General features: G+C 71.3%; 23 protein-coding genes and 1 riboswitch. Of the genes, 9 read left to right on the top strand and 14 right to left on the bottom strand.

The window, feature by feature from the left end:
• Nucleotides 1-45 precede the first annotated feature (45 nt).
• From ABR738_RS27185 to ABR738_RS27170, 4 genes are all read right to left on the bottom strand, one after another.
• Nucleotides 46-1569 (bottom strand): glycoside hydrolase family 3 protein, encoded by a 1524-nt coding sequence (locus tag ABR738_RS27185; protein WP_350232581.1) that lies wholly within the window; start codon nt 1567-1569, stop codon nt 46-48.
• Nucleotides 1570-1578: 9 nt separating this feature from the next.
• Nucleotides 1579-2448 (bottom strand): carbohydrate ABC transporter permease, encoded by an 870-nt coding sequence (locus ABR738_RS27180; protein ID WP_350234764.1) that lies wholly within the window; start codon nt 2446-2448, stop codon nt 1579-1581.
• A 29-nt stretch (nt 2449-2477) separates the two neighbouring features.
• Nucleotides 2478-3476: a carbohydrate ABC transporter permease gene (locus tag ABR738_RS27175; RefSeq protein WP_350232580.1), complete on the bottom strand. Its 999-nt coding sequence runs from the start codon at nt 3474-3476 to the stop codon at nt 2478-2480.
• Nucleotides 3477-3551: 75 nt separating this feature from the next.
• Nucleotides 3552-4832: an extracellular solute-binding protein gene (locus ABR738_RS27170; RefSeq protein WP_350232579.1), complete on the bottom strand. Its 1281-nt coding sequence runs from the start codon at nt 4830-4832 to the stop codon at nt 3552-3554.
• A gap of 501 nt (nt 4833-5333) precedes the next feature.
• Between ABR738_RS27170 and ABR738_RS27165 the strand changes: the two genes are divergently transcribed.
• The 3 genes from ABR738_RS27165 to mctP all read left to right on the top strand — a co-directional run bounded on the left by ABR738_RS27165 (nt 5334) and on the right by mctP (nt 8186).
• Entirely contained in the window at nt 5334-6095 is a 762-nt protein-coding gene (locus ABR738_RS27165; RefSeq protein ID WP_350234763.1) for a GntR family transcriptional regulator, read from the top strand.
• A 178-nt stretch (nt 6096-6273) separates the two neighbouring features.
• Entirely contained in the window at nt 6274-6561 is a 288-nt protein-coding gene (locus ABR738_RS27160) for a DUF3311 domain-containing protein (protein ID WP_350232578.1), read from the top strand.
• Nucleotides 6558-8186, top strand: coding sequence for a monocarboxylate uptake permease MctP (gene mctP / locus ABR738_RS27155; protein ID WP_350232577.1), 1629 nt, complete (start codon nt 6558-6560; stop codon nt 8184-8186). Before ABR738_RS27160 ends, mctP begins: the two co-directional genes overlap by 4 nt.
• A gap of 61 nt (nt 8187-8247) precedes the next feature.
• Here the strand turns inward: mctP and ABR738_RS27150 are convergent, their stop codons facing one another.
• Nucleotides 8248-8832, bottom strand: a complete 585-nt coding sequence (locus ABR738_RS27150) for a Uma2 family endonuclease (RefSeq protein ID WP_350232576.1) — start codon at nt 8830-8832, stop codon at nt 8248-8250.
• 113 nt (nt 8833-8945) lie between these two features.
• A riboswitch (cobalamin riboswitch) is annotated at nt 8946-9074 on the top strand.
• A 126-nt stretch (nt 9075-9200) separates the two neighbouring features.
• On the opposite strand from ABR738_RS27150, the gene ABR738_RS27145 reads away from it, so the two are divergent.
• Together ABR738_RS27145 and ABR738_RS27140 are read left to right on the top strand one after the other, a co-directional pair.
• Nucleotides 9201-11579 carry a ribonucleoside-diphosphate reductase subunit alpha gene (locus ABR738_RS27145; protein ID WP_350232575.1) on the top strand — a complete coding sequence of 793 codons (2379 nt, stop codon included), beginning with the start codon at nt 9201-9203 and terminating at the stop codon, nt 11577-11579.
• On the top strand, nt 11579-12595 hold the full coding sequence (locus ABR738_RS27140) for a ribonucleotide-diphosphate reductase subunit beta (RefSeq protein WP_350232574.1): 1017 nt from the start codon (nt 11579-11581) through the stop codon (nt 12593-12595). The genes ABR738_RS27145 and ABR738_RS27140 overlap by 1 nt, the downstream gene beginning before the upstream one ends.
• A 78-nt stretch (nt 12596-12673) precedes the next feature.
• Here ABR738_RS27140 and def read toward each other — a convergent pair whose 3' ends face one another.
• From def to ABR738_RS27100, 8 genes are all read right to left on the bottom strand, one after another.
• On the bottom strand, nt 12674-13306 hold the full coding sequence (gene def, locus ABR738_RS27135) for a peptide deformylase (protein ID WP_350232573.1): 633 nt from the start codon (nt 13304-13306) through the stop codon (nt 12674-12676).
• A gap of 80 nt (nt 13307-13386) precedes the next feature.
• On the bottom strand, nt 13387-14367 hold the full coding sequence (locus ABR738_RS27130; protein ID WP_350232572.1) for a tetratricopeptide repeat protein: 981 nt from the start codon (nt 14365-14367) through the stop codon (nt 13387-13389).
• A gap of 117 nt (nt 14368-14484) precedes the next feature.
• The gene (locus tag ABR738_RS27125; RefSeq protein WP_350232571.1) at nt 14485-15741 is read right to left on the bottom strand and encodes an HD-GYP domain-containing protein; all 1257 of its coding nucleotides are present in this window, start codon (nt 15739-15741) and stop codon (nt 14485-14487) included.
• A 1-nt stretch (nt 15742) separates the two neighbouring features.
• Complete coding sequence (locus tag ABR738_RS27120) at nt 15743-17203, bottom strand: HD-GYP domain-containing protein (RefSeq protein WP_350232570.1); 1461 nt, start codon at nt 17201-17203, stop codon at nt 15743-15745.
• Between the two features lie 255 nt (nt 17204-17458).
• Nucleotides 17459-17773 carry a mycothiol system anti-sigma-R factor gene (gene rsrA / locus ABR738_RS27115; protein ID WP_350232569.1) on the bottom strand — a complete coding sequence of 105 codons (315 nt, stop codon included), beginning with the start codon at nt 17771-17773 and terminating at the stop codon, nt 17459-17461.
• Complete coding sequence (locus tag ABR738_RS27110) at nt 17770-18414, bottom strand: sigma-70 family RNA polymerase sigma factor (protein ID WP_167157084.1); 645 nt, start codon at nt 18412-18414, stop codon at nt 17770-17772. Before ABR738_RS27110 ends, rsrA begins: the two co-directional genes overlap by 4 nt.
• Before the next feature lie 247 nt (nt 18415-18661).
• Nucleotides 18662-19306 carry an alpha/beta hydrolase family protein gene (locus ABR738_RS27105; RefSeq protein WP_350232567.1) on the bottom strand — a complete coding sequence of 215 codons (645 nt, stop codon included), beginning with the start codon at nt 19304-19306 and terminating at the stop codon, nt 18662-18664.
• Nucleotides 19307-19399: 93 nt separating this feature from the next.
• On the bottom strand, nt 19400-20215 hold the full coding sequence (locus ABR738_RS27100; protein ID WP_350232566.1) for an SOS response-associated peptidase: 816 nt from the start codon (nt 20213-20215) through the stop codon (nt 19400-19402).
• Between the two features lie 268 nt (nt 20216-20483).
• Here ABR738_RS27100 and ABR738_RS27095 point away from each other — a divergent pair, with 268 nt between their 5' ends.
• From ABR738_RS27095 to ABR738_RS27080, 4 genes are all read left to right on the top strand, one after another.
• Nucleotides 20484-21185, top strand: a complete 702-nt coding sequence (locus ABR738_RS27095) for a M50 family metallopeptidase (RefSeq protein WP_350232565.1) — start codon at nt 20484-20486, stop codon at nt 21183-21185.
• Nucleotides 21186-21211: 26 nt separating this feature from the next.
• The gene (aroA, locus tag ABR738_RS27090; protein WP_350232564.1) at nt 21212-22537 is read left to right on the top strand and encodes a 3-phosphoshikimate 1-carboxyvinyltransferase; all 1326 of its coding nucleotides are present in this window, start codon (nt 21212-21214) and stop codon (nt 22535-22537) included.
• Between the two features lie 15 nt (nt 22538-22552).
• Nucleotides 22553-23566: a ribosome small subunit-dependent GTPase A gene (rsgA, locus tag ABR738_RS27085; RefSeq protein WP_350232563.1), complete on the top strand. Its 1014-nt coding sequence runs from the start codon at nt 22553-22555 to the stop codon at nt 23564-23566.
• Between the two features lie 95 nt (nt 23567-23661).
• On the top strand, nt 23662-23985 hold the full coding sequence (locus ABR738_RS27080; RefSeq protein WP_350232562.1) for a DMT family transporter: 324 nt from the start codon (nt 23662-23664) through the stop codon (nt 23983-23985).
• A 46-nt stretch (nt 23986-24031) separates the two neighbouring features.
• Here ABR738_RS27080 and ABR738_RS27075 read toward each other — a convergent pair whose 3' ends face one another.
• Complete coding sequence (locus ABR738_RS27075; protein ID WP_350232561.1) at nt 24032-24694, bottom strand: TetR/AcrR family transcriptional regulator; 663 nt, start codon at nt 24692-24694, stop codon at nt 24032-24034.
• Between the last annotated feature and the right edge of the window lie 144 nt (nt 24695-24838).

Below are 24838 nucleotides of genomic sequence, written 5' to 3'. Positions count from 1 at the left end.
GACGGTCCGCCGACCGTCACCCCGCCACGTGTCTCGTGGGCCGGGTCAGACCCTGGTGATGGCTTCCGCCGCCGCCCGGCCGCACACCCGCGCCGCGCCGTGCGTGGCGATGTGCAGCGCCCCGCGCGGAGCGGCCCGTGGCACGCCCATCTCGACCACGGCCGTGTCCGGGCGGGCCGCGAGGAGCGCGTCCAGGGCCGCCGCCATCCACGGGTGGCGGTGCTCGTCGCGCACCACGGCGACGACGCGGCGCTCCCCCGCGGCCGCGAGCACGTCGGCGGCGGTGCTGTCCGCTCCGTAGGTGCCGCCCTCGGTTCCCGGCAGCAGGGCGGCGAGCTCGGCGCCGATGCTCCAGGGCGTCTCGCTGCTCACCGCGATGTTCATCACGGGCGTGAACGTCGCCACGTACGGGGCGCTCCTCATCGGGCGCCACGACGGCGCCACGGTGACCCGGGCGGCCCGGCGGGCGGCCACCAGGCCGATGTCACCGCCGGAGCCGGTGCCGGGCGCGGTCCCCTCCTGCACCGCCGCGCCCGGCCCCGTCCTGTCCCCCCTGGCCCGCTGGGCCCACGCCGCCAGCGCACGCACGCGCGCCGCCGCGTCGGCCAGCCGCTCCTCGGCCAGCTCGCCGTCCCGTACCGCCGCGACCAGCGCGTCACGCAGGCGCAGGACGGTGCCCTCGTCGCACAGGCCGCCGCCGACGCACAGGGCGTCGGCGCCCGCCGCGATCGCGAGGACGGAGCCCCGCTCGATGCCGACCGTCCCGGCGATGGCCTGCATCTCCACCGCGTCGGAGACGATCAGCCCGTCGTAGCCGAGTTCGTCGCGCAGCAACCCGGTGAGGATGCGCGGGCTGAGCGTGGCGGGACGGGCGGGGTCGAGCGCGGGTAGAAGGATATGCGCGCTCATGACCGACTTGGAACCCGCGGCGATCGCGGCCCGGAAAGGCACCAGCTCACGGGCGTGCAGCGTGTCGAGATCCACGTCGATGCGGGGCATGGCGTGGTGCGAGTCGACATTGGTGTCGCCGTGGCCGGGGAAGTGCTTGGTGCAGGCGGCGACTCCGGCCGACTGAAGGCCCTCGATGTAGGCGGCCGTGTGCCGGGCCACGAGGTCGGTGTCGGCGCCGAAGGCCCGTACGCCGATGATCGGGTTGTCGGGGTTGGAGTTCACGTCGGCCGACGGCGCCCAGTTGAGGTTGACGCCGCACTCGGCGAGCCGGCGTCCGAGTTCGCGGGCGACCTCGCGGGTGAGGTCCAGGTCGTCGACCGCGCCGAGCGCCAGGTTGCCCGGGAAGGACGAGCCGGTGCGCACCTCTATACGGGTGACGTCGCCGCCCTCCTCGTCGATGGCCACCAGGACGTCGTCCCGCTCGGCCCTCAACTGGGCTGTCAGTTCGGCGACTTGGGGGCCGGTGACGATGTTGCGGCCGAACAGGCCGACGGAGGCGAGGCCTTCGCCGATGCGGCGAAGCAGCCAGTCGGGCGCGGTGGTGCCGGTGAAGCCGGGCTGGAGGACGGCGAGCGCGTCGCGGGTCAGTGTGTCGGAGCCCGTGGTCATTGTCGTCATGGGGCGGGGTTATCCCTTCACTGCGCCGGCCGTCAGACCCGCGGCCATCTTGCGCTGGACGAGGAGGAAGAGAATCACGATGGGCACGGCCATCATGGTCGATCCGGCCATCATCGGGGCGTACTCGGTGCCGTGCTGCGTGGTGAAGCTGGACAGCCACACCGTGGCCGTCTGATGGTTCTGGCTCATCAGCATGAGGGCGTAGAGGTATTCGTTCCAGGCCTGGATGAAACCGTAGACCGAGGTCGCCACCATGCCGGGGGCGAGCAGCGGGAAGACCACGCGGATGAAGGCGCCGGTGCGGGTGCAGCCGTCGACCATGGCCGCCTCCTCCAGCTCCTTGGGCACGTTGACGATGAATCCGCGCAGCGTCCACACCGTGAAGGGCAGGATGAAGGTCAGGTACGTGATGATCAGGCCGGAGAGCTTGTCGTACTGACCGAGGTCGTTGAGGAGCAGGAAGACCGGGATGATCATCGCGACCAGCGGGACCATCTGCACCGCGAGGATGCCGACGATGACGATCTTGCGGCCGCGGAAGGCGAACCGGGAGATGGCGAGCGCGGCGAGCAGGCCGACCGCGATGCCGATGACGACGACCACCACCGAGACGGTCAGCGACCGCCCGATCGCACCCCAGAAGTCACCGATCTGGAGCGCCCGGCGGAAGTTGTCGAGCGTGAAGTGCGTCGGGAAGAGATGCGGGTTCGGGTCGATCGCGTCCTTGGCGGGCTTGAACGCGGTGTTCAGCATCCAGTAGACCGGGAAGCCCGCGGTGACGAAGACGAGCAGGCCGAGCAGGTTCCAGCCCAGCTTGGTCTTCCTCCGGGGGGACTTCCCGCGCGTGGCGACCGGCGCCACGGCGGTCGAGGCGGCCATCGCCGCACCGTCCTTTCCGATCGTGGCGCTCACTCGACGTCCCCGATCTTGAGCATCTGGCGCATGTAGACCGCGATCACACCGAGCAGCAGGAGCACGGTGAGCAGGGCGATCGCGGAGCCCTGGGAGTAGTCGTTGACCACGAAGGCCTTGTCGTAGGAGTACGTGGTGAGCAGCTGGTACTCCGGTTCGGGGTGGCCGCCGCGCATCACGAAGACCTGCGGGAAGACGCCCATGTCCCAGATGACCGAGAGCGTCGCGAGCATCACGACGATGGGCTTGAGGATCGGCAGGGTGACGTGGCGGAAGACGCCCCAGGAGCCGGCGCCGTCGAGCCGGGCGGCCTCTTCGAGCTCCTTGGGCACCTGGGTGAGACCGGCGCTGAGCGTGATGACCACGAACGGGACCGCGCCCCAGACCACGAGCACCATGATCACCGCGAGACCCTGGGTGCTGGAGATGAACCAGTTGTGTCCGGTGACATCGACCCCGGGCAACTGGCTGAGCAGCCAGTTCAGTACGCCGTAGTCGCTGTCGAACATCCACTTGAAGATGGTGATCGCCACGACGATGGGCATGCCCCAACTCGCCACGAGCGCCACGTTGATGAGCGTCTTGACCCAGCCCGAGACCCGCTGGAGCAGCAGGGCGACGAGCATGCCGATGACCATGGTCAGGACGACGGCGGAGGCGGCGAAGAGGATGGTGCGCACGACGACGCGCCAGAACTCGGCGTCACCGAGGACGTTCGTGAAGTTGTCCAGACCGACCGACTCGGCGGCCTGGAAGCCCCACAGCTGCGGCTGCCCGAACTTCTGGAAGGACAGGGTGACCAGGCGCACCAGCGGATAGCCGAGGACGAGCGCGAGGACGAGCAGGCAGGGCGCGAGCAGTGCCCAGGGCACCGCCGCTCCCCCGCCCGTGCCCCGCTTCTTGCCCGGCTTTCCCGGCTCTTTCGACCCGGCGCCCGGTTGTGGATCGCGCCGCGTCGGCGGCACCTTGGCGGTGGTTGTCTCTGCGGCACTCATCGCGCGCTCCTGGGGATCCCTCTCTGGAACTGGTCAGGCAGGGCCCCGTCGGCGTGACGGGGCCCTGCCCGGAGGTCACTTGTTGTTGATGACCTTGTCGATCGCGGCGTCCGCGTCCTTCGCGGCGGCCTCGACCGTCTTCTTGCCGGTGCCGATGGCCTGGAGCATGTCCTGGAGGATCTTGGCCTTCTCGACCTGGCCCCAGCCCGCCGCCATGGGCACGAACCAGCTGGACTCGGCGGCGGTGGCCGGCACGGCCGTCTTCGGGTCCGCCTTCAGGGGCGCCAGGTCCGTCTTGTTGTTGGGCAGGTTGCCCTTGGCGACCAGGCCCTTCTGGCCCTGGGTGCCGGTGAACGCGTTGATCCACTCGGCGGCGACGCCCTGCGCCTTGGACTTGACGGGGATCGCGAGGTCCGAGCCGCCGAGGAAGACCGGCATGGGCTTGCCGGACGGGGCCGGCATCACGAAGCTCTCGATCTTGTCGGCGAGCTTGCCCACCTTGTCGTTCTCCGGCAGCGCGGCGTTGGCGCCCTCCCAGGCGGGGCTGAAGACGAGGAAGGAGTTGCCCTGGCCGTAGACGATCGGGCGGTCCGCCTCGTCCTTGGTCTTGTCGCCCTTCATGTACTTGTCGACGACGTTCTTGTACTCGGTCAGGCCCTTGATGGACTCCGGCGAGGACAGGTTGGCCTTGAACTTGTCGCCGTCCTGCTTGGCGATGGAGCCGCCGGCGTCGTACACGAAGGACATGGCCGCGTACCAGTCACGGGTGGGCTGGTACCAGGCGCTGAACTTGTCGCCCTTCGCGGCCTGCACCTTGTCCAGGTCGGCGGTCAGTTCGGCGTAGGTCTTGGGGGTGGCGGTGATGCCCGCGTCGGTGGCGATGTCCTTGCGCCAGGTCGCGGTGCGGCCACCGGCGTAGTAGGGGACGCCGTAGGTCTTGCCGTTGGAGGTGACGGAGGCCTTGAGCGCGTCCAGCCAGGAGGCGGAGTTGTCGAACTTCGACGCGTCGACCTCGGCGAAGGCGCCCTTGCCGGTGTAGGAGGGCATCTCGGAGTTGCCCATCTCCACCACGTCCGGCGCCTTGTCGGTGGCGAGGACGGCGTCGAGCTTGGCGTTCTTGTCCGGCCACCCGTAGTACTCGTGGGTGATCTTCAGGCCGGGGTGCTTGGCGACGATCGCGTCGTCGGCCGCCTTCACCAGCTCGGGCCAGTTCTTCTGGGCATCGACCGTCAGCCAGACGGTGAGCTCCTTGGCGTCGCCCCCCGCGGCGCCGTCCTTCTTGTCACTGCCGCCGCAGGCCGCGGCGCCGATCATGATGCCCGCGACGCCGATCGCCGCGATGAGCTTGCGCTTCACGCCACTCTCCTCAGGGATGACTGACCCCGTTGCCCTCTTCATGGCCCCGCCCACCGCGATGCCGCATACGCGAAGTACTACCCGTGGGACTGGGATTGGTCTTTAATGGTTTAGACCAGTACCGGGAGCTTGGCCTAGACCTTTAGGGGTGTCAAGGGCCGATAAGAACGCCGAGACCGTCCGTTATCGGACCGACACCTCGGCGCCGGCCAGGGCCTCCGCGCCCCCTCCCACGGGCCCCGCGCGCCCCCTTCCGCAGGCCTCACGCGCACCCGCCGAGCTGCCTCCAAGACCCTCCTGGGCTTTAATGGTTTAGACCAACTTGCATACTCCCCCGCACGTCCGCCGCGCGGCGGTGTATAAGAAGGGCTTGTCGATCGCGTTACCGGACCGACACCCTGACGGAGGGCGACGACCCGTGACCGGTCCGTGCCACCATGTGAGCCGCGACAGACGGAGGAGCCGGTGACGGCAGCAGCGCAGCACTCGGGAAGGCAGACCATGGCCGCCGACGGCAGCGGTACCACGGAGGCGGGCGCCGGCGTCCGTACCGCCCGCGTGCCGAAGTACTACCGCCTCAAGCGCCACTTGCTGGAGATGACGGAGACCCTGCCGCCCGGCACCCCGGTGCCGCCCGAGCGGACGCTCGCCGCCGAGTTCGACACCTCCCGCACCACCGTGCGCCAGGCCCTCCAGGAGCTGGTCGTCGAGGGCCGCCTGGAGCGCATCCAGGGCAAGGGCACCTTCGTCGCCAAGCCCAAGGTCTCCCAGCCCCTCCAACTCTCCTCCTACACCGAGGACATGAGGGCCCAGGGCCTCGAACCCACCTCCCAGCTCCTGGACATCGGCTACGTCACCGCCGACGACACCCTCGCCGGGCTGCTCGACATCACCGCCGGCGGCCGCGTGCTGCGCATCGAGCGGCTGCGCCTGGCGAGCGGCGAGCCGATGGCCATCGAGACCACGCATCTGTCCGCCAAGCGCTTCCCGGCCCTGCGCCGCTCCCTGGTGAAGTACACCTCGCTCTACACCGCGCTGGCCGAGGTGTACGGGGTGCGTCTGGCGGAGGCCGAGGAGACCATCGAGACGTCGCTGGCCACCCCGCGCGAGGCCGGGCTGCTCGGCACGGACGTGGGCCTGCCGATGCTGATGCTGTCGCGGCACTCCCTGGACGGCGGGGGCGAGCCGGTGGAATGGGTGCGCTCGGTCTACCGGGGCGACCGCTACAAGTTCGTGGCCCGCCTCAAGCGCCCGGCCGACTGAGCCGGGCCGACTGAGCCGGGCCGACTGAGCCCGTTCGGCCCCGGGCGGACCGTCCGGCCCGAGGCGTCCCGTCCGGAATCCGGACGGGGGTTCCCTTGACCGAAACTGTCCCCTAGATTTCCTGCGCATTGCACAGTGATCCAACGCACAGGTGATCGTGAGGGGACGGAGTCGCCCAATGCCGGAATCGACGGAAGTGAGGAGACCGGTGATCACGCCCGTGCGCGTGGTCATCGCTCTCTGCCTGATCGCGCCCCTGGTCGCGATGGTGTGGGTGAGCTCCTACGCCAAGACCGACCCCACGCTCGGCGGGATCCCGTTCTTCTACTGGTACCAGATGCTCTGGGTGCTGATCTCGACCGCGCTCACCATGGTCGCGTACAAGTTGTGGCAGCACGACCAGCGTTCGCGCGCGTCCGGTGCCGCGTCGGTCTCCTTCGACAAGAAGGGGGGTGCGTCCAAGTGAAGGACGGCGTGAACGGCGTCGCGCTCGGCGTCTTCATCTTCTTCTTCCTGGCCGTGACCGTGATCGGCTTCCTGGCGGCCCGTTGGCGCAAGGCCGAGTCCGCCGAAAGCGCGGCCACCCTCGACGAATGGGGCCTGGGCGGCCGGTCGTTCGGCACCTGGGTCACCTGGTTCCTGCTCGGCGGCGACCTCTACACGGCCTATACGTTCGTGGCCGTCCCGGCGGCGATCTACGCGGCGGGCGCGGCGGGCTTCTTCGCGGTCCCGTACACGATCCTCGTCTACCCGCTGATCTTCACCTTCCTGCCGCGCCTGTGGTCCGTCTCCCACAAGCACGGCTACGTCACCACCTCGGACTTCGTCCGTGGCCGGTTCGGCTCCAAGGGCCTCTCGCTGGCGGTCGCCATCACCGGCATCCTCGCCACGATGCCCTACATCGCGCTCCAACTGGTCGGCATCCAGGCCGTGTTGGACGTCATGGGCGTGGGCGGCGAGTCCAGCAACTGGTTCGTCAAGGACCTGCCGCTGCTCATCGCCTTCGCGGTGCTCGCCGCGTACACCTACTCCTCGGGCCTGCGCGCGCCCGCGCTGATCGCCTTCGTGAAGGACGGTCTGATCTACCTCGTCATCGCGGTGGCGATCATCTACATCCCGATCAAGCTGGGCGGCTTCGACGCCATCTTCAGCGCGGCGCAGCACAAGTTCGCCGGGCCGCCCGGGGGCAAGCCGACCGGGGCGCTCGTGCCCGGCGAGAAGAGCCAGTGGACGTACGCCACGCTCGCGCTCGGCTCGGCGCTCGCGCTGTTCATGTATCCGCACTCGATCACGGCCACGCTCTCCTCGCGCAGCCGCAACGTCATCCGCCGCAACACCACGATCCTGCCGCTGTACTCGCTGATGCTGGGCCTGCTCGCACTGCTCGGCTTCATGGCGATCGCGGCCGGCGTCAAGGTCACCAACGGGCAGCTCGCCATCCCGCAGCTCTTCGAGGACATGTTCCCCGACTGGTTCGCGGGCGTCGCCTTCGCGGCGATCGGCATCGGCGCGCTCGTGCCGGCCGCCATCATGTCCATCGCGGCGGCGAACCTCTTCACCCGCAACATCTACAAGGACTTCATCAAGCCCGACGCGACGCCCTCGCAGGAGGCCAAGGTCTCCAAGCTGGTCTCGCTGGTGGTGAAGGTCGGCGCGCTGGTCTTCGTCCTGACCATGGACAAGACCGTGGCCATCAACTTCCAGCTCCTGGGCGGCATCTGGATCCTCCAGACCTTCCCGGCCCTGGTCGGCGGCCTGTTCACGCGCTGGTTCCACCGCTGGGCGCTGCTCGCGGGCTGGGCGGTGGGCATGGTCTACGGCACGCTCGCCGCGTACGGGGTGGCCTCGCCCACGCAGAAGCACTTCGGCGGCTCCTCCAAGGAGATCCCGGGCATCGGCGAGATCGGCTACATCGGCCTCACGGCGTTCGTCCTGAACGTGGTGGTCACCGTGGTCCTCACCTTCGTCCTGCGCGCGGTGAAGGCCCCCGACGGCGTCGACGAGACCTCGCCGGAGGACTACACGGCGGACGCGGGCGACCCGGGCGTCGCAACCGAGCTGCCGCCGGCGACGGCGGGGGCGGCGCACTGAGGTTCCGCTGAACGACGAAGGGCCGTGGCACCCGGGGTGCCACGGCCCTTCGTCGTGTGGGTCAGCGCACCCAGTCCTTGAGCTGCTCGGTCTGGAGGGTGATCCCCACCGGCTCGGGAAGCTCGATGTCCCGGCCGAAGGGGAGGGTGCGCACCGACGCGTACCGGTGGCCATCGGGCTCGCTGTATACGGAGACCTCGCACGCGGCCCGGTCGATCAGCAGATACAGGGGAATGCCGGTCTCGGCGTAAGCCTGCGGCTTCTCGACGTGGTCACGACGGTGCGTGTCGGAGTCCCACGAGGTCACCTCTACCACCATGAGGATCGATTCGGGGTCCACCCAGTCACCCTGTCCGACGAAGGCGTCGGATGGCGCGAGCGCCCCGCCCGGGATCGCTCGCCCCGCCCGGTACTGCTGAGCCTTGATCCCCTGCCCCGGATGCAACCACAGCTCCGGCCGATGCTGTACGCAGATGCGCGTGAGCCACTGGATGATCCGCCCGTGGTCCCCGTCCGGCATGGCCTTGCTCCTGATGACCCCGTTGATGAATTCGAGCCGCGTCCCCTCCCTCTCACGGGCGGCTATGCGCGCGACGGCCTCGAAATCCTCCGTCAGCATGTGGGGCCGGTCAGTCGTCGCGGTCATGTCGGCTCGCCTCCTTCAGGGCTCTGTCACCGACGATAGCGGAGGCCCCTGACAGTCGGAGGCGGATCGACCGACGACACAACATGTGGGGGGCGCCACCCACAGCGCCCCCCACATGTATGCTCGTCCTCGCTGTCGCCGCAGGGGAATCCGGTGCGAATCCGGAACTGTCCCGCAACGGTATGACTCGTACGGATACGTACGGGCCGAGTCCGACAACCTGCCGACGGCGCTCCCGGTTCGACCGATCCGGGTGCCAGACGTCCGGGCCTCGCGGTTGGGCCGGTGGACGACGCGCTGAGGGCTGCCCCGACGCGCGCCGACGCCTCCCCCGAAGGCCCCGTGCCGAGCGAGGGAGTGCCCCCCACGTGACCATCGCCCCAGCGGATCCCGCTTCAGCGATCACCGATGAGCTCGCGGATGCCCCCGGGACCGCGCTGCTGCGGACCCTGACCGAGTTCACCGCCGACCTCCCGGACACCGACCCGGGCCGGGTCGCCGCCGCCGCGCTGCGGGGCCGCAACGCCCGTTCCGACGCGGCCGAGCTGCGGGAGCTGGCCACCGAGGCGGCCGCGGGGCTCATCTCCGAGGACCCGGCGTACTCCCGACTCGCCGCCCGCCTCCTGACGGTCACCATCGCCGAAGAGGCCGCGAGCCAGGGCGCTGTGTCGTTCTCGGCTTCCGTGGAGACCGGTCACCGCGAGGGTCTGATCGCCGACCGCACCCTCGCGTTCGTCCGCGCCCACGCCGCCCGCCTGGACTCCCTGGTGGACGCCGCGCTCGCCGACGGCGCCGACGACCGCTTCGGCTACTTCGGCCTGCGCACCCTCTTCTCCCGCTACCTGCTGCGCCACCCGATCACCCGCAAGGTCGTCGAGACCCCCCAGCACTTCATGCTGCGCGTGGCGTCCGGCCTCGCCGAGGACGAGTCGGCGCGCGCCCTGGACGAAGTGGCGTCCCTGTACGGCCTGATGAGCCGCCTGGACTACCTGCCGTCCTCCCCCACGCTCTTCAACTCCGGCACCCGACACCCCCAGATGTCGTCCTGCTACCTGCTCGACTCGCCGCTGGACGAGCTGGACTCCATCTACGACCGCTACCACCAGGTGGCGCGGCTCTCGAAGCACGCGGGCGGCATCGGGCTCTCCTACTCCCGGGTGCGTGGGCGCGGTTCGCTGATCCGGGGCACCAACGGCCACTCCAACGGCATCGTCCCCTTCCTCAAGACCTTGGACGCCTCGGTGGCCGCGGTCAACCAGGGCGGCCGCCGCAAGGGCGCGGCCGCGGTGTACCTGGAGACCTGGCACTCCGACATCGAGGAGTTCCTCGAGCTGCGCGACAACACCGGCGAGGACCAGCGCCGTACGCACAACCTGAACCTCGCGCACTGGATCCCCGACGAGTTCATGCGCCGCGTGGAGGCCGACGGCGCCTGGTCGCTGTTCTCGCCGGCCGACGTGCCCGAGCTCGTGGACCTGTGGGGCGAGGAGTTCGACGCCGCATACCGCAAGGCCGAGGCCGCCGGGCTCGCCCGCAAGACCATGCCCGCGCGCGACCTGTACGGCCGCATGATGCGCACCCTCGCGCAGACCGGCAACGGCTGGATGACGTTCAAGGACGCCTCCAACCGCACCGCCAACCAGACGGCGGAGCCCGGCCACACGGTGCACTCCTCCAACCTGTGCACCGAGATCCTCGAGGTGACCGACGACGGCGAGACGGCCGTGTGCAACCTCGGCTCGGTCAACCTCGGCGCGTTCGTGGACACCGAGTCCCAGGGCATCGACTGGGAGCGCCTTGACGACGCCGTCCGCACCGCGGTGACCTTCCTCGACCGGGTCGTCGACATCAACTTCTACCCGACCGAGCAGGCCGGCCGCTCCAACGCCCGGTGGCGCCCGGTGGGCCTGGGCGCGATGGGCCTCCAGGACGTCTTCTTCAAGCTGCGCCTGCCCTTCGACTCCCCCGAGGCGAGGGCCCTGTCGACGAAGCTGTCCGAGCGGATCATGCTGACCGCGTACGAGGCCTCCGCCGACCTCGCCGAGCGGTCAGGCCCGCTGCCGGCGTGGGACAGGACCCGCACCGCGCGCGGCGTGCTGCACCCCGACCACTACGACGTCGAGCTGAATTGGCCCGAGCGCTGGGCCGCCCTGCGCGAGCGGATCGCCGCGGTCGGCATGCGCAACTCGCTGCTCCTTGCGATCGCCCCGACCGCGACCATCGCCTCCATCGCGGGCGTGTACGAGTGCATCGAGCCGCAGGTCTCCAACCTGTTCAAGCGCGAGACCCTGAGCGGTGAATTCCTCCAGGTCAACGGCTACTTGGTGGAGGAGCTGAAGAACCTCGGCGTATGGGACGCGCAGACGCGGGAGGCGCTGCGCGAGGCCAGCGGCTCGGTGCAGGGCTTCGGCTGGATCCCGGCCGACGTGCGCGCCCTGTACCGCACGGCGTGGGAGATCCCGCAGCGCGGCCTGATCGACATGGCCGCCGCCCGCACCCCCTTCCTCGACCAGTCGCAGTCGCTCAACCTGTTCCTGGAGACGCCCACCATCGGCAAGCTGTCGTCGATGTACGCGTACGCCTGGAAGCAGGGCCTGAAGACGACGTACTACCTGCGCTCGCGCCCGGCGACCCGCATCGCCCGCGCCGCCCAGGCCACCACCATCCCCACTCAGCAGGCGGCCCCCGACGCCGACGCCGTCGCCTGCTCCCTGGAAAACCCCGAGTCCTGCGAGGCCTGCCAGTAATGAGCTCGACCGAACACAAGAACCTGCTCGACCCGGGTTTCGAACTGACCCTGCGCCCCATGCGCTACCCGGACTTCTACGAGCGCTACCGGGACGCGATCAAGAACACCTGGACCGTGGAGGAGGTCGACCTCCACTCCGACGTCGCCGACCTCGCCAAGCTCACGCCGGGCGAGCAGCACATGATCGGCCGCCTGGTCGCGTTCTTCGCGACGGGCGACTCGATCGTCTCCAACAATCTGGTGCTCACGCTCTACAAGCACATCAACTCCCCCGAGGCGCGGCTCTACTTGAGCCGTCAGCTCTTCGAGGAGGCCGTGCACGTCCAGTTCTATCTGACGCTGCTCGACACCTACCTGCCCGACCCGGAGGACCGCGCCGCCGCGTTCGACGCGGTCGAGGAGATCCCCTCCATCCGCGAGAAGGCCCAGTTCTGCTTCAAGTGGATCAACGAGGTCGAAAAGCTGGAGCGTCTGGAGACCAAGGCCGACCGGCGCCGTTTCCTGCTCAACCTGATCTGCTTCGCGGCGTGCATCGAGGGCCTGTTCTTCTACGGGGCCTTCGCCTACGTCTACTGGTTCCGCAGCCGGGGCCTGCTGCACGGCCTGGCGACCGGCACCAACTGGGTGTTCCGCGACGAGACGATGCACATGAACTTCGCCTTCGAGGTCGTGGACACCGTCCGCAAGGAGGAGCCGGACCTCTTCGACGACGAGCTGGAGCAGCAGGTCACCGACATGCTGAAGGAGGCGGTCGCCGCCGAGCTCCAGTTCGGCCGCGACCTGTGCGGTGAGGGCCTGCCCGGCATGAACACCGAGTCGATGCGCGAGTACCTGGAGTGCGTCGCCGACCAGCGCCTGACCCGGCTCGGCTTCCCTGCGGTGTACGGCTCGTCGAACCCGTTCTCGTTCATGGAGCTCCAGGGCGTCCAGGAGCTGACGAACTTCTTCGAGCGCCGCCCGTCCGCCTACCAGGTGGCCGTCGAGGGCTCGGTGGGCTTCGACGAGGAGTTCTAGGCCCGTCGTGAACGGCCGAGGCCCCGCTCCCCCAGGCGAACTCCGGGGGGCGGGGCCTCAACTCATGGGCGTACCGCGTCAGTTGTTCGGGACCGTCTCGTAGCGGGCGGTGCCCTCCGCCATCTGCTTCAGCGCGTCCTTGCGGTCGCGCTTGGAGAGGCGGTCGATGTAGAGCCGCCCGTACAGGTGGTCCGTCTCGTGCTGGAGGCAGCGCGCGAAGTAGCCGGTGCCGCGCACCTTGATCGGGTTGCCCTCGGCGTCCTGGCCGCTGACCTCGGCGTAGTCGGGGCGGGCCAGCTCGGCGTACGCGGTCGGGACCGAGAGGCAGCCCTCGTTGGACTCGTCAAGGACGCGCAGCTCGGCCGGGAGCTCTTCGATGACCGGGTTGCAGACGACGCCGACGTGCCGCACGCCCTCGTCGTCCAGGCAGTCGTAGACGAAGACCTTCAGGTCCACGCCGATCTGGTTGGCCGCGAGGCCCACGCCCTCGGCTGCCTTCTGGCTGGCGAACATGTCGTCGATGAGCTGGGCCAGCTCGCCGTCGAAGGCGGTGACGTCCTTGCACTCCTTGTGCAGGACCGGGTTGCCGACGACCGTGATCGGGCGGGCGGTGCCGCGCTCGCGGTGGGCCAGCTCACGCGCCTCGCAGTCCTCCGTGTCCACGACGAACCCGTCGTTCTCGACCTGCTGGTCCGTCTGCTGCTGCGCCATGTCCGCCGTAAGCCTTCCTCAAAAACCTGATTCCGATCCCGTACAGCCTAAGGCCAGGCCCGGCCGGGCTCCGCTGCCGTTCAGCAGACTTCTTCCAGATCCCGCCACTCGCGGCTGTCCGGATTGTCGGCCACCCAGCCGTCCAGGAGCCCGCGCACCAGACCGGCCGGGGCCGCGAGGCCGCATTCGCGTTCGGGGACCCACAGGTCGCCGTTGGTGCGGTGGCCCAGCGGGCCGGGGTGGCCGGGCTCGCTGTGGTCGTGCGGGTCCAGGTGCTCGCCGTCGCCCTCGTCGCTCGGCATCTGGGACTCCGAGCAGGCCCGGCACAGCAGCCGCACCGAGGAGGACCAGTCCTCCGCGGCGAAGCCCGCGTCGGCCGCCAGGCGCTCCAGGGCGTCCCGGTCGGCCTCGGTGGCGGCCTCCAGGAGAACGACCCAGGTCGGCACGGGCGAGGGCGCCCACAACTCGATCTCGTCGAAGACCGGGAAGGACGGCCCGGCCGCCGTGGTGCGCTCGCCGTGCGGGACGCCGTCGTGGAGCACGACCTCGCCCCAGCGCCGCCCCGAGGACGGCAGCGGGATGGACAGGACCTCCATGCGGGCGGGGTCCAGCCTGCGGCCCCACACCACCTCGGCCTCGCCCTCGGGCGACAGGCGCACGGCGGCGCTGCCCAGCTCCATGCCGACGGGCTCGCCGCTGCCGGTGGCCTCGCCGGGCACCTTCAGGCCGTACGCCTGCCAGGCACGGCGGGCCAGCGGCCAGTCCTGGAGCGCGGTGGCCGCGATGCCGACGTTCCACCAGTCGGGGGCGCCGGTCTCCTTGTCCAGCAGCGCCACGGCGCGCAGCCCCGCCGCTCTGGCCTGCTCCCAGTCGTGCCGGAACTTGTGCAGGAGCGCCAGGTTGAACCAGGACTCCGACAGCCAGGGCTCCAGGTCGGCGGCGCGCGTCAGCAGCGCGCCGGCGTCCTCGTACCTGCCGTCGCCGATCAGCGTGAACGCACGGTCTGTGGCCTGCCGCCACGAGGCGGAGGGCCGGTGCCGTCCCTTGCCGAAGATCCTCACGATTCCCGCCTGCCCAGACCGGCCCCGACTACCGGGTCGGTCTTACGGTCTCCCAGTTTTCTGGGTTCTTTTCGCATCCAACCATGCCCGGCCGGAAGGCCGCTCATTACTCCTGGGTTACCCAGGTGGGACCCGGGTCAGACAGCCCCGGGCCAGCACGCGTGCCAGGGACTCGACAACGTGCGGATGGTAGTCACGGCCGGTGCCCAGGCGCAGCTGTTCGAGTGCGTTCAGCGGGCCGCCGGGGTCCTCGGCGCCCTCCGCGAGGTCGTCGTAGGCGTTGACCGCGCGGATGATGCGGGCGGCGAGCGGCTGCTCCCGGTACGGGTCGGCCTGGCGTTCCACGATGCGGGCGACGTCGGCGGGCACCCCGGTCTGGCGCACGACGGCGCCGCCGAGCAGGGCGATGCGGCGCTGTTCGGCGGGGGGCAGGACGGCGGTGGCGCCGGCGGGCACGGGGTCGAGCAGGGACAGCTGCCCGATGTCGTGCATGAGCGCGGCGTACTCGAGGACGGTCAGCTCGCTCGCGCCGAGCCCGAGCTCGCGCCCGACGGCCCGGCTGAGCTGGGCGACCCGGCGCGCGTGGCCCGCCGTGGTGTATCCGGCGATCTCGGTGGCGCGGGCCAGTGAGGTGATGGTCTGGCGGTAGGTGGTGCGTACGGCCGCGTACCGCCGGAACGCGAGCTGGGTCAGGAGCAGCGGCACACAGAACACCGGCAGCGCCCACAGGCCCGCCACGGCGACCGCGAGGGCCATGACGGTGCCGGTGGCGACGACGGCCGACCCGATGCCGAGCAGGCCGCGCAGCTCGTCGCGCAGGAGCGGGCCGAAGGGGTGGCGGGTGCGGGCGTACAGGAGCAGGGCGGCGACCACCGCGTCGCACAGCGCGGTCAGGACGAGCAGCAGCAGGAGAACCAACGCGGCGCGGGGTCCGTGCCCGGACCAGTCGTCCAGCAGCCCCGAGTCGGAGAGCGGCTGGAAACAGACGGCGGCGAAGCCCGCGGTGAGCACCCGGCGGGCCATTTCGTCCGGGCCCGGCCCGCGCCCGGCGGCCACGTGCGGTACGCAGCCGAGGAGGGACGCGGCCACCACCACGGCGATCACCTGGAGCACCCCGTGCCCGGTGGGGTGCCCGGCGTTCTGGCCGAGCAGGGCGTAGGCGAGGGCTCCGGCGGAGGCGAGCGGGGCGGGGTCGCGTTCGCCGTCCCTGGCGCCCCAGCGGGCCAGCTCGCCCACCGCGATGAGCGCGCCGAAGGCGACGGCGGTGCGGGGCTCGGCGAGCGGGCCGCGCACGGTCGCCGCGAGCGCCCAGGCGGTGAGCGCCCAGGCCAGGGTGTGGGCGGTGAGCACGGGCAGGGTCGGGCGGCGGGCCATGTCAGGCGCCGGGTGTGCTGGAGGGGCGGGCGGCGGGGCGCGGGCCGTCGGCGGGCGGCCTGCGCCCGTCCGCCGACGGCCCGGACGGCCCGGTCCGCCCGGTCGGCCCGGGCACAGGCACGTTTCCGCGCGGGGCGGCGGCGGCCGGCTCGGCCGCGGTGACCTCCACGTGCCAGCCGTGGCGTGAGAGCGCCCGCACCAGGCCCTCCACCACGCGCGGGTCGAACTGCGCGCCCGCGCACCGCCGCAGCTCGCCGACGGCCGCCGTGACGGGCCGGGCCCGGCGGTAGGAGCGGGTGGAGGTCATCGCGTCGAACGCGTCGGCCACCGCCACCACTCGCGCGGCCTCGGGGATCTGCGCGCCGACCAGACCGTATGGGTAGCCGCTGCCGTCGAGGCGTTCGTGGTGGTGCAGGATCGCCGCGCGCGCCTCGCCGAGGAAGCCGATGCCGCGCACCATCTCGTGGCCGTACTCGGGGTGCAGCTCGATCACCGCGCGCTCCTCGGGGGTGAGCGGGCCGTCCTTCCTGAGCACCCGGGTGGGCACCCCGAGCTTGCCGACGTCGTGCAGGATCCCGGCGAACCGGATGACCTCAAGCCGCCCTTCCGCCATGCCGAGTTCGCGAGCGATCAGCTCAGAGGCGCGGCCGACCCGTTCGCTGTGGCCACGCGTGTACTTGTCCTTGATGTCGACGGCCTGGACGAGTGCGCGGATGGTGGCCTGGTGGGCGGCGCGCTCGCGGTGGTACTGGGCGAAGACCCAGCAGGAGATGTACATGGGCAGCAGTACGAACAGCGCGGCGGGCGGCCCGAACCGGCTGCGCCACAGGACCGCCATCATCAGCCCGGCGAGCCCGTGCACACAGTGCGGCGCGAGCGAGCGCAGCAGCAGCCCCCGCCAGGCGGTGCCGACGGGGCGGCGTTCGGCGGTGGCCAGGATGAGGCCGTCGAGCGCGGTCAGGACGAGGCAGAAGACCAGCGCGGCGGCCCCGGCCGGCAGCAGGGCGTAGGGGAAGTCGGGGACCGCCCCGGGCGCGCGGCCGCCGAGCACGGTCCGCCCGCCGAGCAGCTGGTGGCAGCGGGCCGCCGTGGCCGCGGCGACGGCGAGCTGGGCGGCCCGCCAGATCCTGCGCACCCGGCGGGGCTCGTCCTCGACGTACGCGAGGAGCGCGCCCGGCACCGCCACGAGCGCGGCGGCGCCCGGCGGAAGCAGGAAGACGGCGGCGAGCAGCCCCGGGAAGAAGGAGCCGGAGGCGACCGGCACGTCCACCCGCCCGGCGAGCACGGGGCAGCGGGCCGGCCACTCGCACAGCGCGTACAGGCCGGCCAGGAGCGCGACGGCGGCCCAGGGCACGCCCGGGCGCAGCAGGGGCAGCGCGCACGCGCAGGCGCCGACGGCGGTGATCGCGACGACGAGGCGCGCCCGCACCGGAATGTCCCGCGCTCCGCTCGGCTCCGCCATGGCCCCCACCTCCCCATCCGCCCGGGCAGCCCGTTGCGTACAGCTTCGCGAGGATAGGCCCGTCGGGGGCGGCGGTCAGGCGCATGGCCCAAATAGGCGGTTTCGAGCCACCCGGATTCGCACCTTCGGGTGATATCGCGGAGAAGGAACACGAAGAGCGGCCCCGGCGATGGCCGGGGCCGCTCTCAACTGTCCTGCCACGGGCGGCAGTTCACCCGTGCTTGACCGTCCGCGTCACGGCGGCGGTCGGCGGGGTCACTCCGGCCGGAGCGTCGGCACCTCTCCGGTGACCACGTCCTGCTCGGGCACGGCCTGCCCCGAGCGGATCAGGTCGATGCGGCCCATCACCTTGGAGCGCAGGTCGCTCGGCACGTCGTCCGAGCCGCAGCAGCGCTTCACCAGCTTCTTCACGGCCTGTTCGAGCCCGTACTTCTCCAGGCACGGCGAGCACTCCTCGAAGTGCACCTCGAACTTGTTGCAGTCCGTGGGGGGCATCTCGTGGTCCAGGAACTCATAGAGGTGGTCAAGGACCTCAGAGCACTCCGTCTCGTGCGGCTCTCCGCAGCTCATGAGCCCGAGCCTTTCGCTTCGTCCGACTCACCGGCGCCCGCCGGGACGAGCCCGCGGTCACGGGCGTAGTCCTCCAGCATTCCGCGCAACTGGCGGCGGCCCCGGTGCAGTCGGGACATCACCGTACCGATGGGTGTACCCATGATGTCCGCGATCTCCTTGTACGCAAAGCCCTCTACGTCCGCGAGATACACGGCGATGCGGAACTCTTCCGGAATGGCCTGGAGGGCCGCCTTCACGTCCGAGTCGGGCAGGTGGTCGAGCGCCTGCGACTCGGCGGAGCGCAGACCGGTGGACATGTGCGACTCGGCACGCGCGAGCTGCCAGTCCTCGATCTCCTCGGCGGCGCTGCGCTGGGGCTCGCGCTGCTTCTTCCGGTAGGAGTTGATGAACGTGTTGGTGAGAATCCGGTAGAGCCAAGCCTTCAGGTTGGTGCCCTCGCGGAACTGGTGGAACGACCCGTACGCCTTGGCGTACGTCTCCTGCACCAGGTCCTCCGCGTCCGCCGGGTTGCGCGTCATGCGCAGGGCCGCCGAGTACATCTGGTCGAGGTAGCCGAGGGCATCCCGCTCGAAGCGCGCGTTGCGCTCGGCGGTGGTCTCTTCCACGTGGCCGTCGTCGGTCCCTGTGACCGGACCCACCTCCTCGAACGGTGTGCTGAGTCCGAATGCGGACCCACTCGAATCGGAGGATAGACGACGATCCGCTCCGCCCGCCGCTCGAATAGAGCTGGCCTTGGCCGCGGAAAGCACCGTCCACTCCAGGTCAGAGGCGGCCTTGCGGCTCGGGCAGATGGTCGAACCCATGCGACGGACTCCCTCTCCACAGCTGGTCTGCGTATCCCTTACGTCGGCGACAACAGCCCGCCCGCATCCGGCATTCCCGGCGTCACGGGGCGAGCCCGCCGAACCAGGCGGCAACCGCCCCTGTGATCACCTCCAGTGCGTCCTGCTGGGTGAGCGGGGCCCGTTTGGGGACGGCGAAGCCGTGGTCGGCGCACGCCACCTCCACCAGTTCGTGGGGCCCTTCGGGGAATTCGGCGGGCTTGCCGAACGGGTCGTTGCCGCCCTGCACCACGAGGGTGGGCACCCCCGCGCCGAGCAGTTCCGCCGCCCGGGTCTTGTCCGGGCGGCCCGGAGGGTGCAGCGGGAAGCTCAGGGCAAGGACGGCGGCCGCGCCCAGTTCCGCCGCCGTACGGCACGCGACCCGCGCACCGGCGCTGCGGCCGCCCGCGACGACGGGCAGTGCCCGCTCCGCCAGAGCGGGCCACAGGCCCCGCCATCCGGTGTCCAGCGTCTTCGGCGCCGGGGCCAGCTTCTTGCCCGCCACCCGCCAGGGCTGCTCCACCAGGGCCACGCTCACACCGAGCGGCGGCAGGGCGCCGGCCAGCGCCTGGAGGTCGCGGGCCTCGATGCCGCCGCCCGCGCCGTGGCTCACGGCCAGCAGCAGGCGGGGCTTCTCGGCGGGATGCCAGGTGATGCGCGCCGCACCGGCGCCGGTCTCAACGATCTCGCTCTCGCTCACGGACCCCATCCTGCGTCACCCGAGGTCCCGGCACGGGGACCCGAGCAGGAGGATCGGAGCAGGGGGATCGGAGCAGGCCGATCGGAATCCGGAACGGGCGGATCAGAACAGGGTGCCCACCTCCGGTCCCTCCAGTTCCTTGAGCAGTTCGGGGCCGTTGTTGCGTACGTTGCTGACGGCCGTCGACACCGGATAGGCGCGCATCAGGCCGCCGGGCGGCGGAGTCAGGAGCGCCCGTACGTCCTCGATGTCCTGGCGGGCCGGGTCCAGCCACGCCGACCAGCGGTCCGGGGTCAGCATGAGCGGCATCCGGGGGTGGATGTCGGCGAGCGAGGACGGGCCCTCGGCGGGGGCCACGCCCAGCGGTCCCGTCTCCGCCTCGGTGGTGACCACGGAACAGGTCACCCACCAGGCCGAGGGGTGGTCGTCGGGCAGGGTGCGGTCGCGCCAGAACTCGTACAGGCCGGCCATCGCGAAGACCGAGCCGTCGGCGGGGGTCACGAAGTAGGGCTGCTTGCGCGGCCGCTTCTTCTTGCCCTCGACCTCCAGCTCGCGCTCCCCCGTGCCGGTGACCCATTCGTAGTAGCCGTCGGCGGGAATGACGCAGCGGCGTGCGGCGAACGCCTTCTTGAAGGAGGGCTTCTCGTGGATCGTCTCGGCCCGCGCGTTGATCATCCGGGCCGCGCCCTCGGGTGACTTCGCCCACGACGGCACGAGCCCCCATTTCAGCGTGCGCAGCTGACGGACCGGGCGCGGATCACCGGTGTCCTTGAGCGGGCGCTCCAGGACGACGTAGACCTCTTTGGTGGGCGCCACGTTCCAGTCCGGCTCCAGCGTCTGGGCCGGGTCCCACTGCTGTACCTCGAAGACCCCGGCGAGATCCTCGGGCGCGCGGCTCGCCGCGTACCTGCCACACATGTCCAGCCTCCCCACTGGGCCGCACCGACGCCGGGCCGGACGGCCGTGTCGCGCACCGGGCGTGCGCGGTGCCTTGTCCTCGCAGCATCCAAGGGTGACAGACGGCCGGCGCCCCGCGCCGGCGAGTCCGTCGGCGGGGCGGGCGGGAACCTCCGGCGGGGCTGCGCTCGTCCTCTCCCCCACACCACCAGCTACCCGCCGTACGCCCGTGCGGTGCCCGCTGCCAGACTGCCACGGCGCCCGTACCCCGTGAGGAGCCGTCCCCGACATGTCCGCGCTGCAAGACTTCCAGCTCTTCGGCACCCAGAGCCCGCCCGCCCAGTGGCTGGTGGTCGCGACGGGCCTGGCCGCGCTCGCCGCGATCGTCCCGCACGGTCTGTGGCGCCTGTCCCGCAACGCGATCACCATCGCCCACGAGGGCGGCCACGGCCTGGTCGCGCTCGTCTCGGGCCGCCGCCTCGACGGCATCCGGCTGCACTCCGACACCAGCGGCCTCACCGTGAGCCGGGGCAAGCCGTACGGCCTCGGCATGATCCTCACCGCGGCCGCCGGCTACACCGCGCCCCCGCTGCTCGGCCTCGGGGGCGCCTGGCTGCTCGCGGCCCACCACGTCACCCTCTTCCTGTGGCTGGCCACCGCGCTGCTGCTCGCCATGCTGGTGATGATCCGCAACGCCTACGGCGTCCTGACCGTGGTGATCACCGGCGCCGCGTTCCTGCTCGTCTCCTGGCTGACCGGCCCCGACGTCCAGTCGGCGTTCGCGTACACCGCCGTGTGGTTCCTGCTCCTTGGCGGCGTACGCCCCGCCTTCGAGCTCCAGCGCAAGCGCCGCCGCTACAACGACGGGGACTCCGACGCCGACCAGCTCGCACGGCTCACTCATGTACCACCGGCGCTCTGGCTCTTCCTCTTCCACGCCGTTTCTGTCTGTTCACTGATCGGCGGCGGCCGCTGGCTGCTCGGCCTGTAGGTCATGGCCCCACTAAAGTGAGGGCCATGACCGAAACGCCCGTGCACCCCGCCCTCTGGCCCGCCCCCCTCGCGAGCAAAGCCGTCGACGCGACGGTCACCGTGCCCGGATCGAAATCGGTCACCAACCGGGGCCTCGTCCTGGCCGCGCTCGCCGCCGAGCCCGGCTGGCTGCGCCGCCCCCTGCGCTCGCGCGACACCCTCCTGATGGCGGAGGCCCTGCGCACCCTGGGTGTGGGCATCGAGGAGGGCGTGGGGCCCGACGGCTCGGGCGAGGCCTGGCGGGTGATCCCGGCCGGCCTGCACGGCCCGGCCACGGTCGACGTCGGCAACGCCGGCACGGTCATGCGCTTCCTTCCCCCGGTCGCCGCCCTCGCCGACGGCCCGGTCCGCTTCGACGGCGACCCGCGCTCCTACGAGCGCCCGCTCGGCGGGGTCATCGAGGGCCTGCGCGCGCTCGGCGCCCGCATCGACGACGACAACCGGGGCGCGCTGCCCATGACCGTGCACGGCGCGGGCGCCCTTGAAGGCGGCCGGGTGGAGATCGACGCCTCATCCAGCTCCCAGTTCGTCTCGTCCCTGCTGCTCTCCGCGCCCCGCTTCAACCAGGGCGTGGAGGTTCGTCACGTGGGCGCCGCCCTGCCGTCGATGCCGCACATCCGGATGACGGTGGACATGCTGCGCTGCGTGGGCGCCCAGGTGGACGAGCCGGAGACGGGCGGCGAGCCCAACGTGTGGCGGGTCACCCACTCCGCGCTGCTCGGCCGCGACCTGACCGTGGAGCCCGACCTCTCCAACGCCCAGCCGTTCCTCGCCGCAGCCCTCATCACCGGCGGCACGGTCGTCATCCCCGACTGGCCGGCCCGCACCACCCAGCCCGGCGACCAGCTGCGCCAGATCTTCACCGAGATGGGCGGCGCCTGCCAACTGACCGAGCGGGGGCTCGTGTTCACGGGCTCGGGCCGCATCCACGGCATCGACGTGGACCTGAGCGAGGTCGGCGAGCTGACCCCGGGCATCGCCGCCGTCGCGGCCCTCGCCGACTCGCCCTCCACGCTGCGCGGCGTGGCCCACCTGCGGCTGCACGAGACGGACCGCCTGGCCGCGCTCACCAAGGAGATCAACGAGCTCGGCGGCGATGTGACCGAGACCGAGGACGGGCTGCACATCCGCCCGCGCACGCTGCACGGCGGCGTCTTCCACACCTACGACGACCACCGGATGGCGACGGCCGGCGCGATCATCGGCCTCGCGGTGGAGGGCGTGGGGATCGAGAACGTGGCGACGACGGCCAAGACGCTGCCCGACTTCCCCGAAATGTGGGAAGCGATGCTGGCGGGGTCCGGAAGCTGAGCGGGGCTTAAGACCATGCGCCGTTACGGCAAGAACCCGGACGAGGACGACATCCGCGTCCGCCCCAACCCCAAGGGCAACCGCCCCCGCACCACCATCCGCCCCAAGCACGAGGACGCGGCCGAGGGCATGGTCCTCACCGTGGACCGTGGCCGGCTGACCTGTCTGGTCGAGGGCCGCACGATCCACGCCATGAAGGCCCGCGAACTGGGCCGCAAGGCGGCCGTGGTGGGCGACCGGGTCGACATCGTGGGCGACCTGACCGGGAAGAAGGACACGCTCGCGCGGATCGTACGGATCGCCAAGCGCACCTCGGTGCTGCGCCGCACGGCCGACGACGACGACCCCTACGAGCGCGTGGTCGTCGCCAACGCCGACCAGCTCGCCATCGTCACCGCCCTCGCCGACCCCGAGCCGCGCCCCCGCCTCATCGACCGCTGCCTGGTGGCGGCGTACGACGGTGGACTCACACCGCTCCTCGTGCTGACCAAGTCGGACTTGGCGCCGGCCGACGAACTCCTGGAGATGTACGGCGCGTTGGGCGTCCCGCACGTGGTCACCTCGCGCGACGAGCTGTACGAGGGCGACGCGGCGGACCGGGTGCGCGAGCACCTGCACGGCAAGGTCACCGCGTTCGTGGGCCACTCGGGCGTCGGCAAGACGACCCTGGTCAACGCGCTGGTGCCCGAGGCGCAGCGGCGTATCACCGGCCATGTCAACGCGGTCACCGGGCGCGGTCGGCACACCACCACCTCCGCGCTCGCGCTGCCTCTGGACAGCGCGGACGGCGGCTGGGTCGTCGACACCCCGGGCGTGCGGTCCTTCGGCCTGCACCACGTCGATCCGTCCCGGGTGATCCTGGCCTTCCCCGACCTCGTGCCGGGCACCGAGAACTGCCCGCGCGCGTGCAGCCACGACGAGGCGGAGTGCGCGCTCGACCAGTGGGTGGCGGACGGGCACGCCGATCCGGCCCGGCTGTACTCATTGCGCCGACTGCTCGCCACCCGGGAGCGACGCGAGGGCGACTGACCGGTTTTCAGGGGCGCCCGCCTGCTCTTCATTGCATAATCGCACCAAGTGTTGACCATGCAGTCGGCGATGACGCGTTGCGGGAGGCCCTGGACATGGCGTGGCTGCTGGTCGTGGTGGCGGGAATCCTCGAGACGGGGTTCGCCGTCTGTCTGAAGCTGTCGCACGGTTTCACGCGGCTGTGGCCGACGATCGCTTTCGCCTCGTTCGCGCTGGGCTCCTTCGGTCTGCTGACGCTGTCCCTGAAGAAGCTGGACGTGGGCCCGGCGTACGCGGTGTGGACCGGCATCGGGGCGACCGGGACGGCGATCTACGGCATGGTCTTCCTCGGCGACGTGGTCTCCGTCCTCAAGCTGGTGTCGATCTCGCTGGTGATCGTGGGCGTGATCGGACTCCAGATCTCGGGCTCCGCGCACTGAGCCGGCGGCCCGAGCGCGGAGCCGGAACGTCACGGCGAACGCCGGGTCACGGAGCGGCACCTGGCGTCACCCGTCGAGCCGCTGTGCCCTCACGTACCGGCAGCCGCCCGAGCACGGCGCGGACGTACGCGGCGTGCTCCTCCTCCCGTCCGGGCGGCGCCACCACGCAGGACAGGCCGATTCGGACCGCCGTCTCGCAGTACCGGGCGAGCTCCGCCGGGTCCGCGCCGGGCGCCTCCCGCTCCAGCGCCGCGAGCGCCCTGTCCCGTACGGCGGCCACGAGTTCGCCGGGGCCGGGGACCCCGGCGTCGGCGCGCCGCTGGGCCGGCACGACGCGGCCGGGACCCGGGAGGCGGACGGAGGGCGCGGGGAGGCGCGGGCTCCAGCAGCCGGTGAGCAGGGCCCGCACGAGGGGACGGGAGCGGGCGGCGCGAAGGGTCCACTCCGCGAGGCGCACGAGGCGGTCGGCGGGGTGCCCGCCGGGAGCGGGGGGTTCGGCGAGCGCTCTGTCGACGCCGCGCAGATAAACATCGGCCTCCCGGCGCACCAGCGCGCGGGCCAGACCCTCCTTGCCGCCGAACTCGTTGTAGAGGGTCTGCCGCGAGACCCGGGCACGCGAGGCCACGTCCACCATCCGGACCGCCGGCCAGGGCAGCGTCTCGAGCGCCGTCAGGGCGGCGTCCAGTAAGGATTCCCGCGCTGTGGGCATGGTCGCCTCCGAAGCGCCCGGGGCCTTGTGAGTGGCTTCGCGTTCAGCGTTGACGCGCTCGCCGGGACAGTCAAGGGGCGCCGGGGGCGCTCGCACGGGCGTCCCGGAGTGCGGGCGCTGTGGTCGCTGCCCCGGCCGATCGCT

Origin of the sequence: Streptomyces sp. Edi4 (assembly GCF_040253615.1) — a bacterium.
In the GTDB taxonomy this organism is placed as follows: Bacteria; Actinomycetota; Actinomycetes; order Streptomycetales; family Streptomycetaceae; genus Streptomyces.
This window is presented reverse-complemented; position numbering and strand designations above follow the sequence as displayed.

Bases quoted from the DNA above. Each gene is read 5' to 3' on its own strand.
- ABR738_RS27185 (WP_350232581.1), bottom strand. From the start codon at position 1,569: ATGACGACAATGACCACGGGCTCCGACACACTGACCCGCGACGCGCTC.
- ABR738_RS27180 (WP_350234764.1), bottom strand. From the start codon at position 2,448: ATGGCCGCCTCGACCGCCGTGGCGCCGGTCGCCACGCGCGGGAAGTCC.
- ABR738_RS27175 (WP_350232580.1), bottom strand. From the start codon at position 3,476: ATGAGTGCCGCAGAGACAACCACCGCCAAGGTGCCGCCGACGCGGCGC.
- ABR738_RS27165 (WP_350234763.1), top strand. From the start codon at position 5,334: ATGGCCGCCGACGGCAGCGGTACCACGGAGGCGGGCGCCGGCGTCCGT.
- ABR738_RS27160 (WP_350232578.1), top strand. From the start codon at position 6,274: ATGCCGGAATCGACGGAAGTGAGGAGACCGGTGATCACGCCCGTGCGC.
- ABR738_RS27150 (WP_350232576.1), bottom strand. From the start codon at position 8,832: ATGACCGCGACGACTGACCGGCCCCACATGCTGACGGAGGATTTCGAG.
- ABR738_RS27140 (WP_350232574.1), top strand. From the start codon at position 11,579: ATGAGCTCGACCGAACACAAGAACCTGCTCGACCCGGGTTTCGAACTG.
- def (WP_350232573.1), bottom strand. From the start codon at position 13,306: ATGGCGCAGCAGCAGACGGACCAGCAGGTCGAGAACGACGGGTTCGTC.
- ABR738_RS27125 (WP_350232571.1), bottom strand. From the start codon at position 15,741: ATGGCCCGCCGCCCGACCCTGCCCGTGCTCACCGCCCACACCCTGGCC.
- ABR738_RS27120 (WP_350232570.1), bottom strand. From the start codon at position 17,203: ATGGCGGAGCCGAGCGGAGCGCGGGACATTCCGGTGCGGGCGCGCCTC.
- rsrA (WP_350232569.1), bottom strand. From the start codon at position 17,773: ATGAGCTGCGGAGAGCCGCACGAGACGGAGTGCTCTGAGGTCCTTGAC.
- ABR738_RS27105 (WP_350232567.1), bottom strand. From the start codon at position 19,306: ATGGGGTCCGTGAGCGAGAGCGAGATCGTTGAGACCGGCGCCGGTGCG.
- ABR738_RS27100 (WP_350232566.1), bottom strand. From the start codon at position 20,215: ATGTGTGGCAGGTACGCGGCGAGCCGCGCGCCCGAGGATCTCGCCGGG.
- ABR738_RS27095 (WP_350232565.1), top strand. From the start codon at position 20,484: ATGTCCGCGCTGCAAGACTTCCAGCTCTTCGGCACCCAGAGCCCGCCC.
- aroA (WP_350232564.1), top strand. From the start codon at position 21,212: ATGACCGAAACGCCCGTGCACCCCGCCCTCTGGCCCGCCCCCCTCGCG.
- rsgA (WP_350232563.1), top strand. From the start codon at position 22,553: ATGCGCCGTTACGGCAAGAACCCGGACGAGGACGACATCCGCGTCCGC.
- ABR738_RS27080 (WP_350232562.1), top strand. From the start codon at position 23,662: ATGGCGTGGCTGCTGGTCGTGGTGGCGGGAATCCTCGAGACGGGGTTC.
- ABR738_RS27075 (WP_350232561.1), bottom strand. From the start codon at position 24,694: ATGCCCACAGCGCGGGAATCCTTACTGGACGCCGCCCTGACGGCGCTC.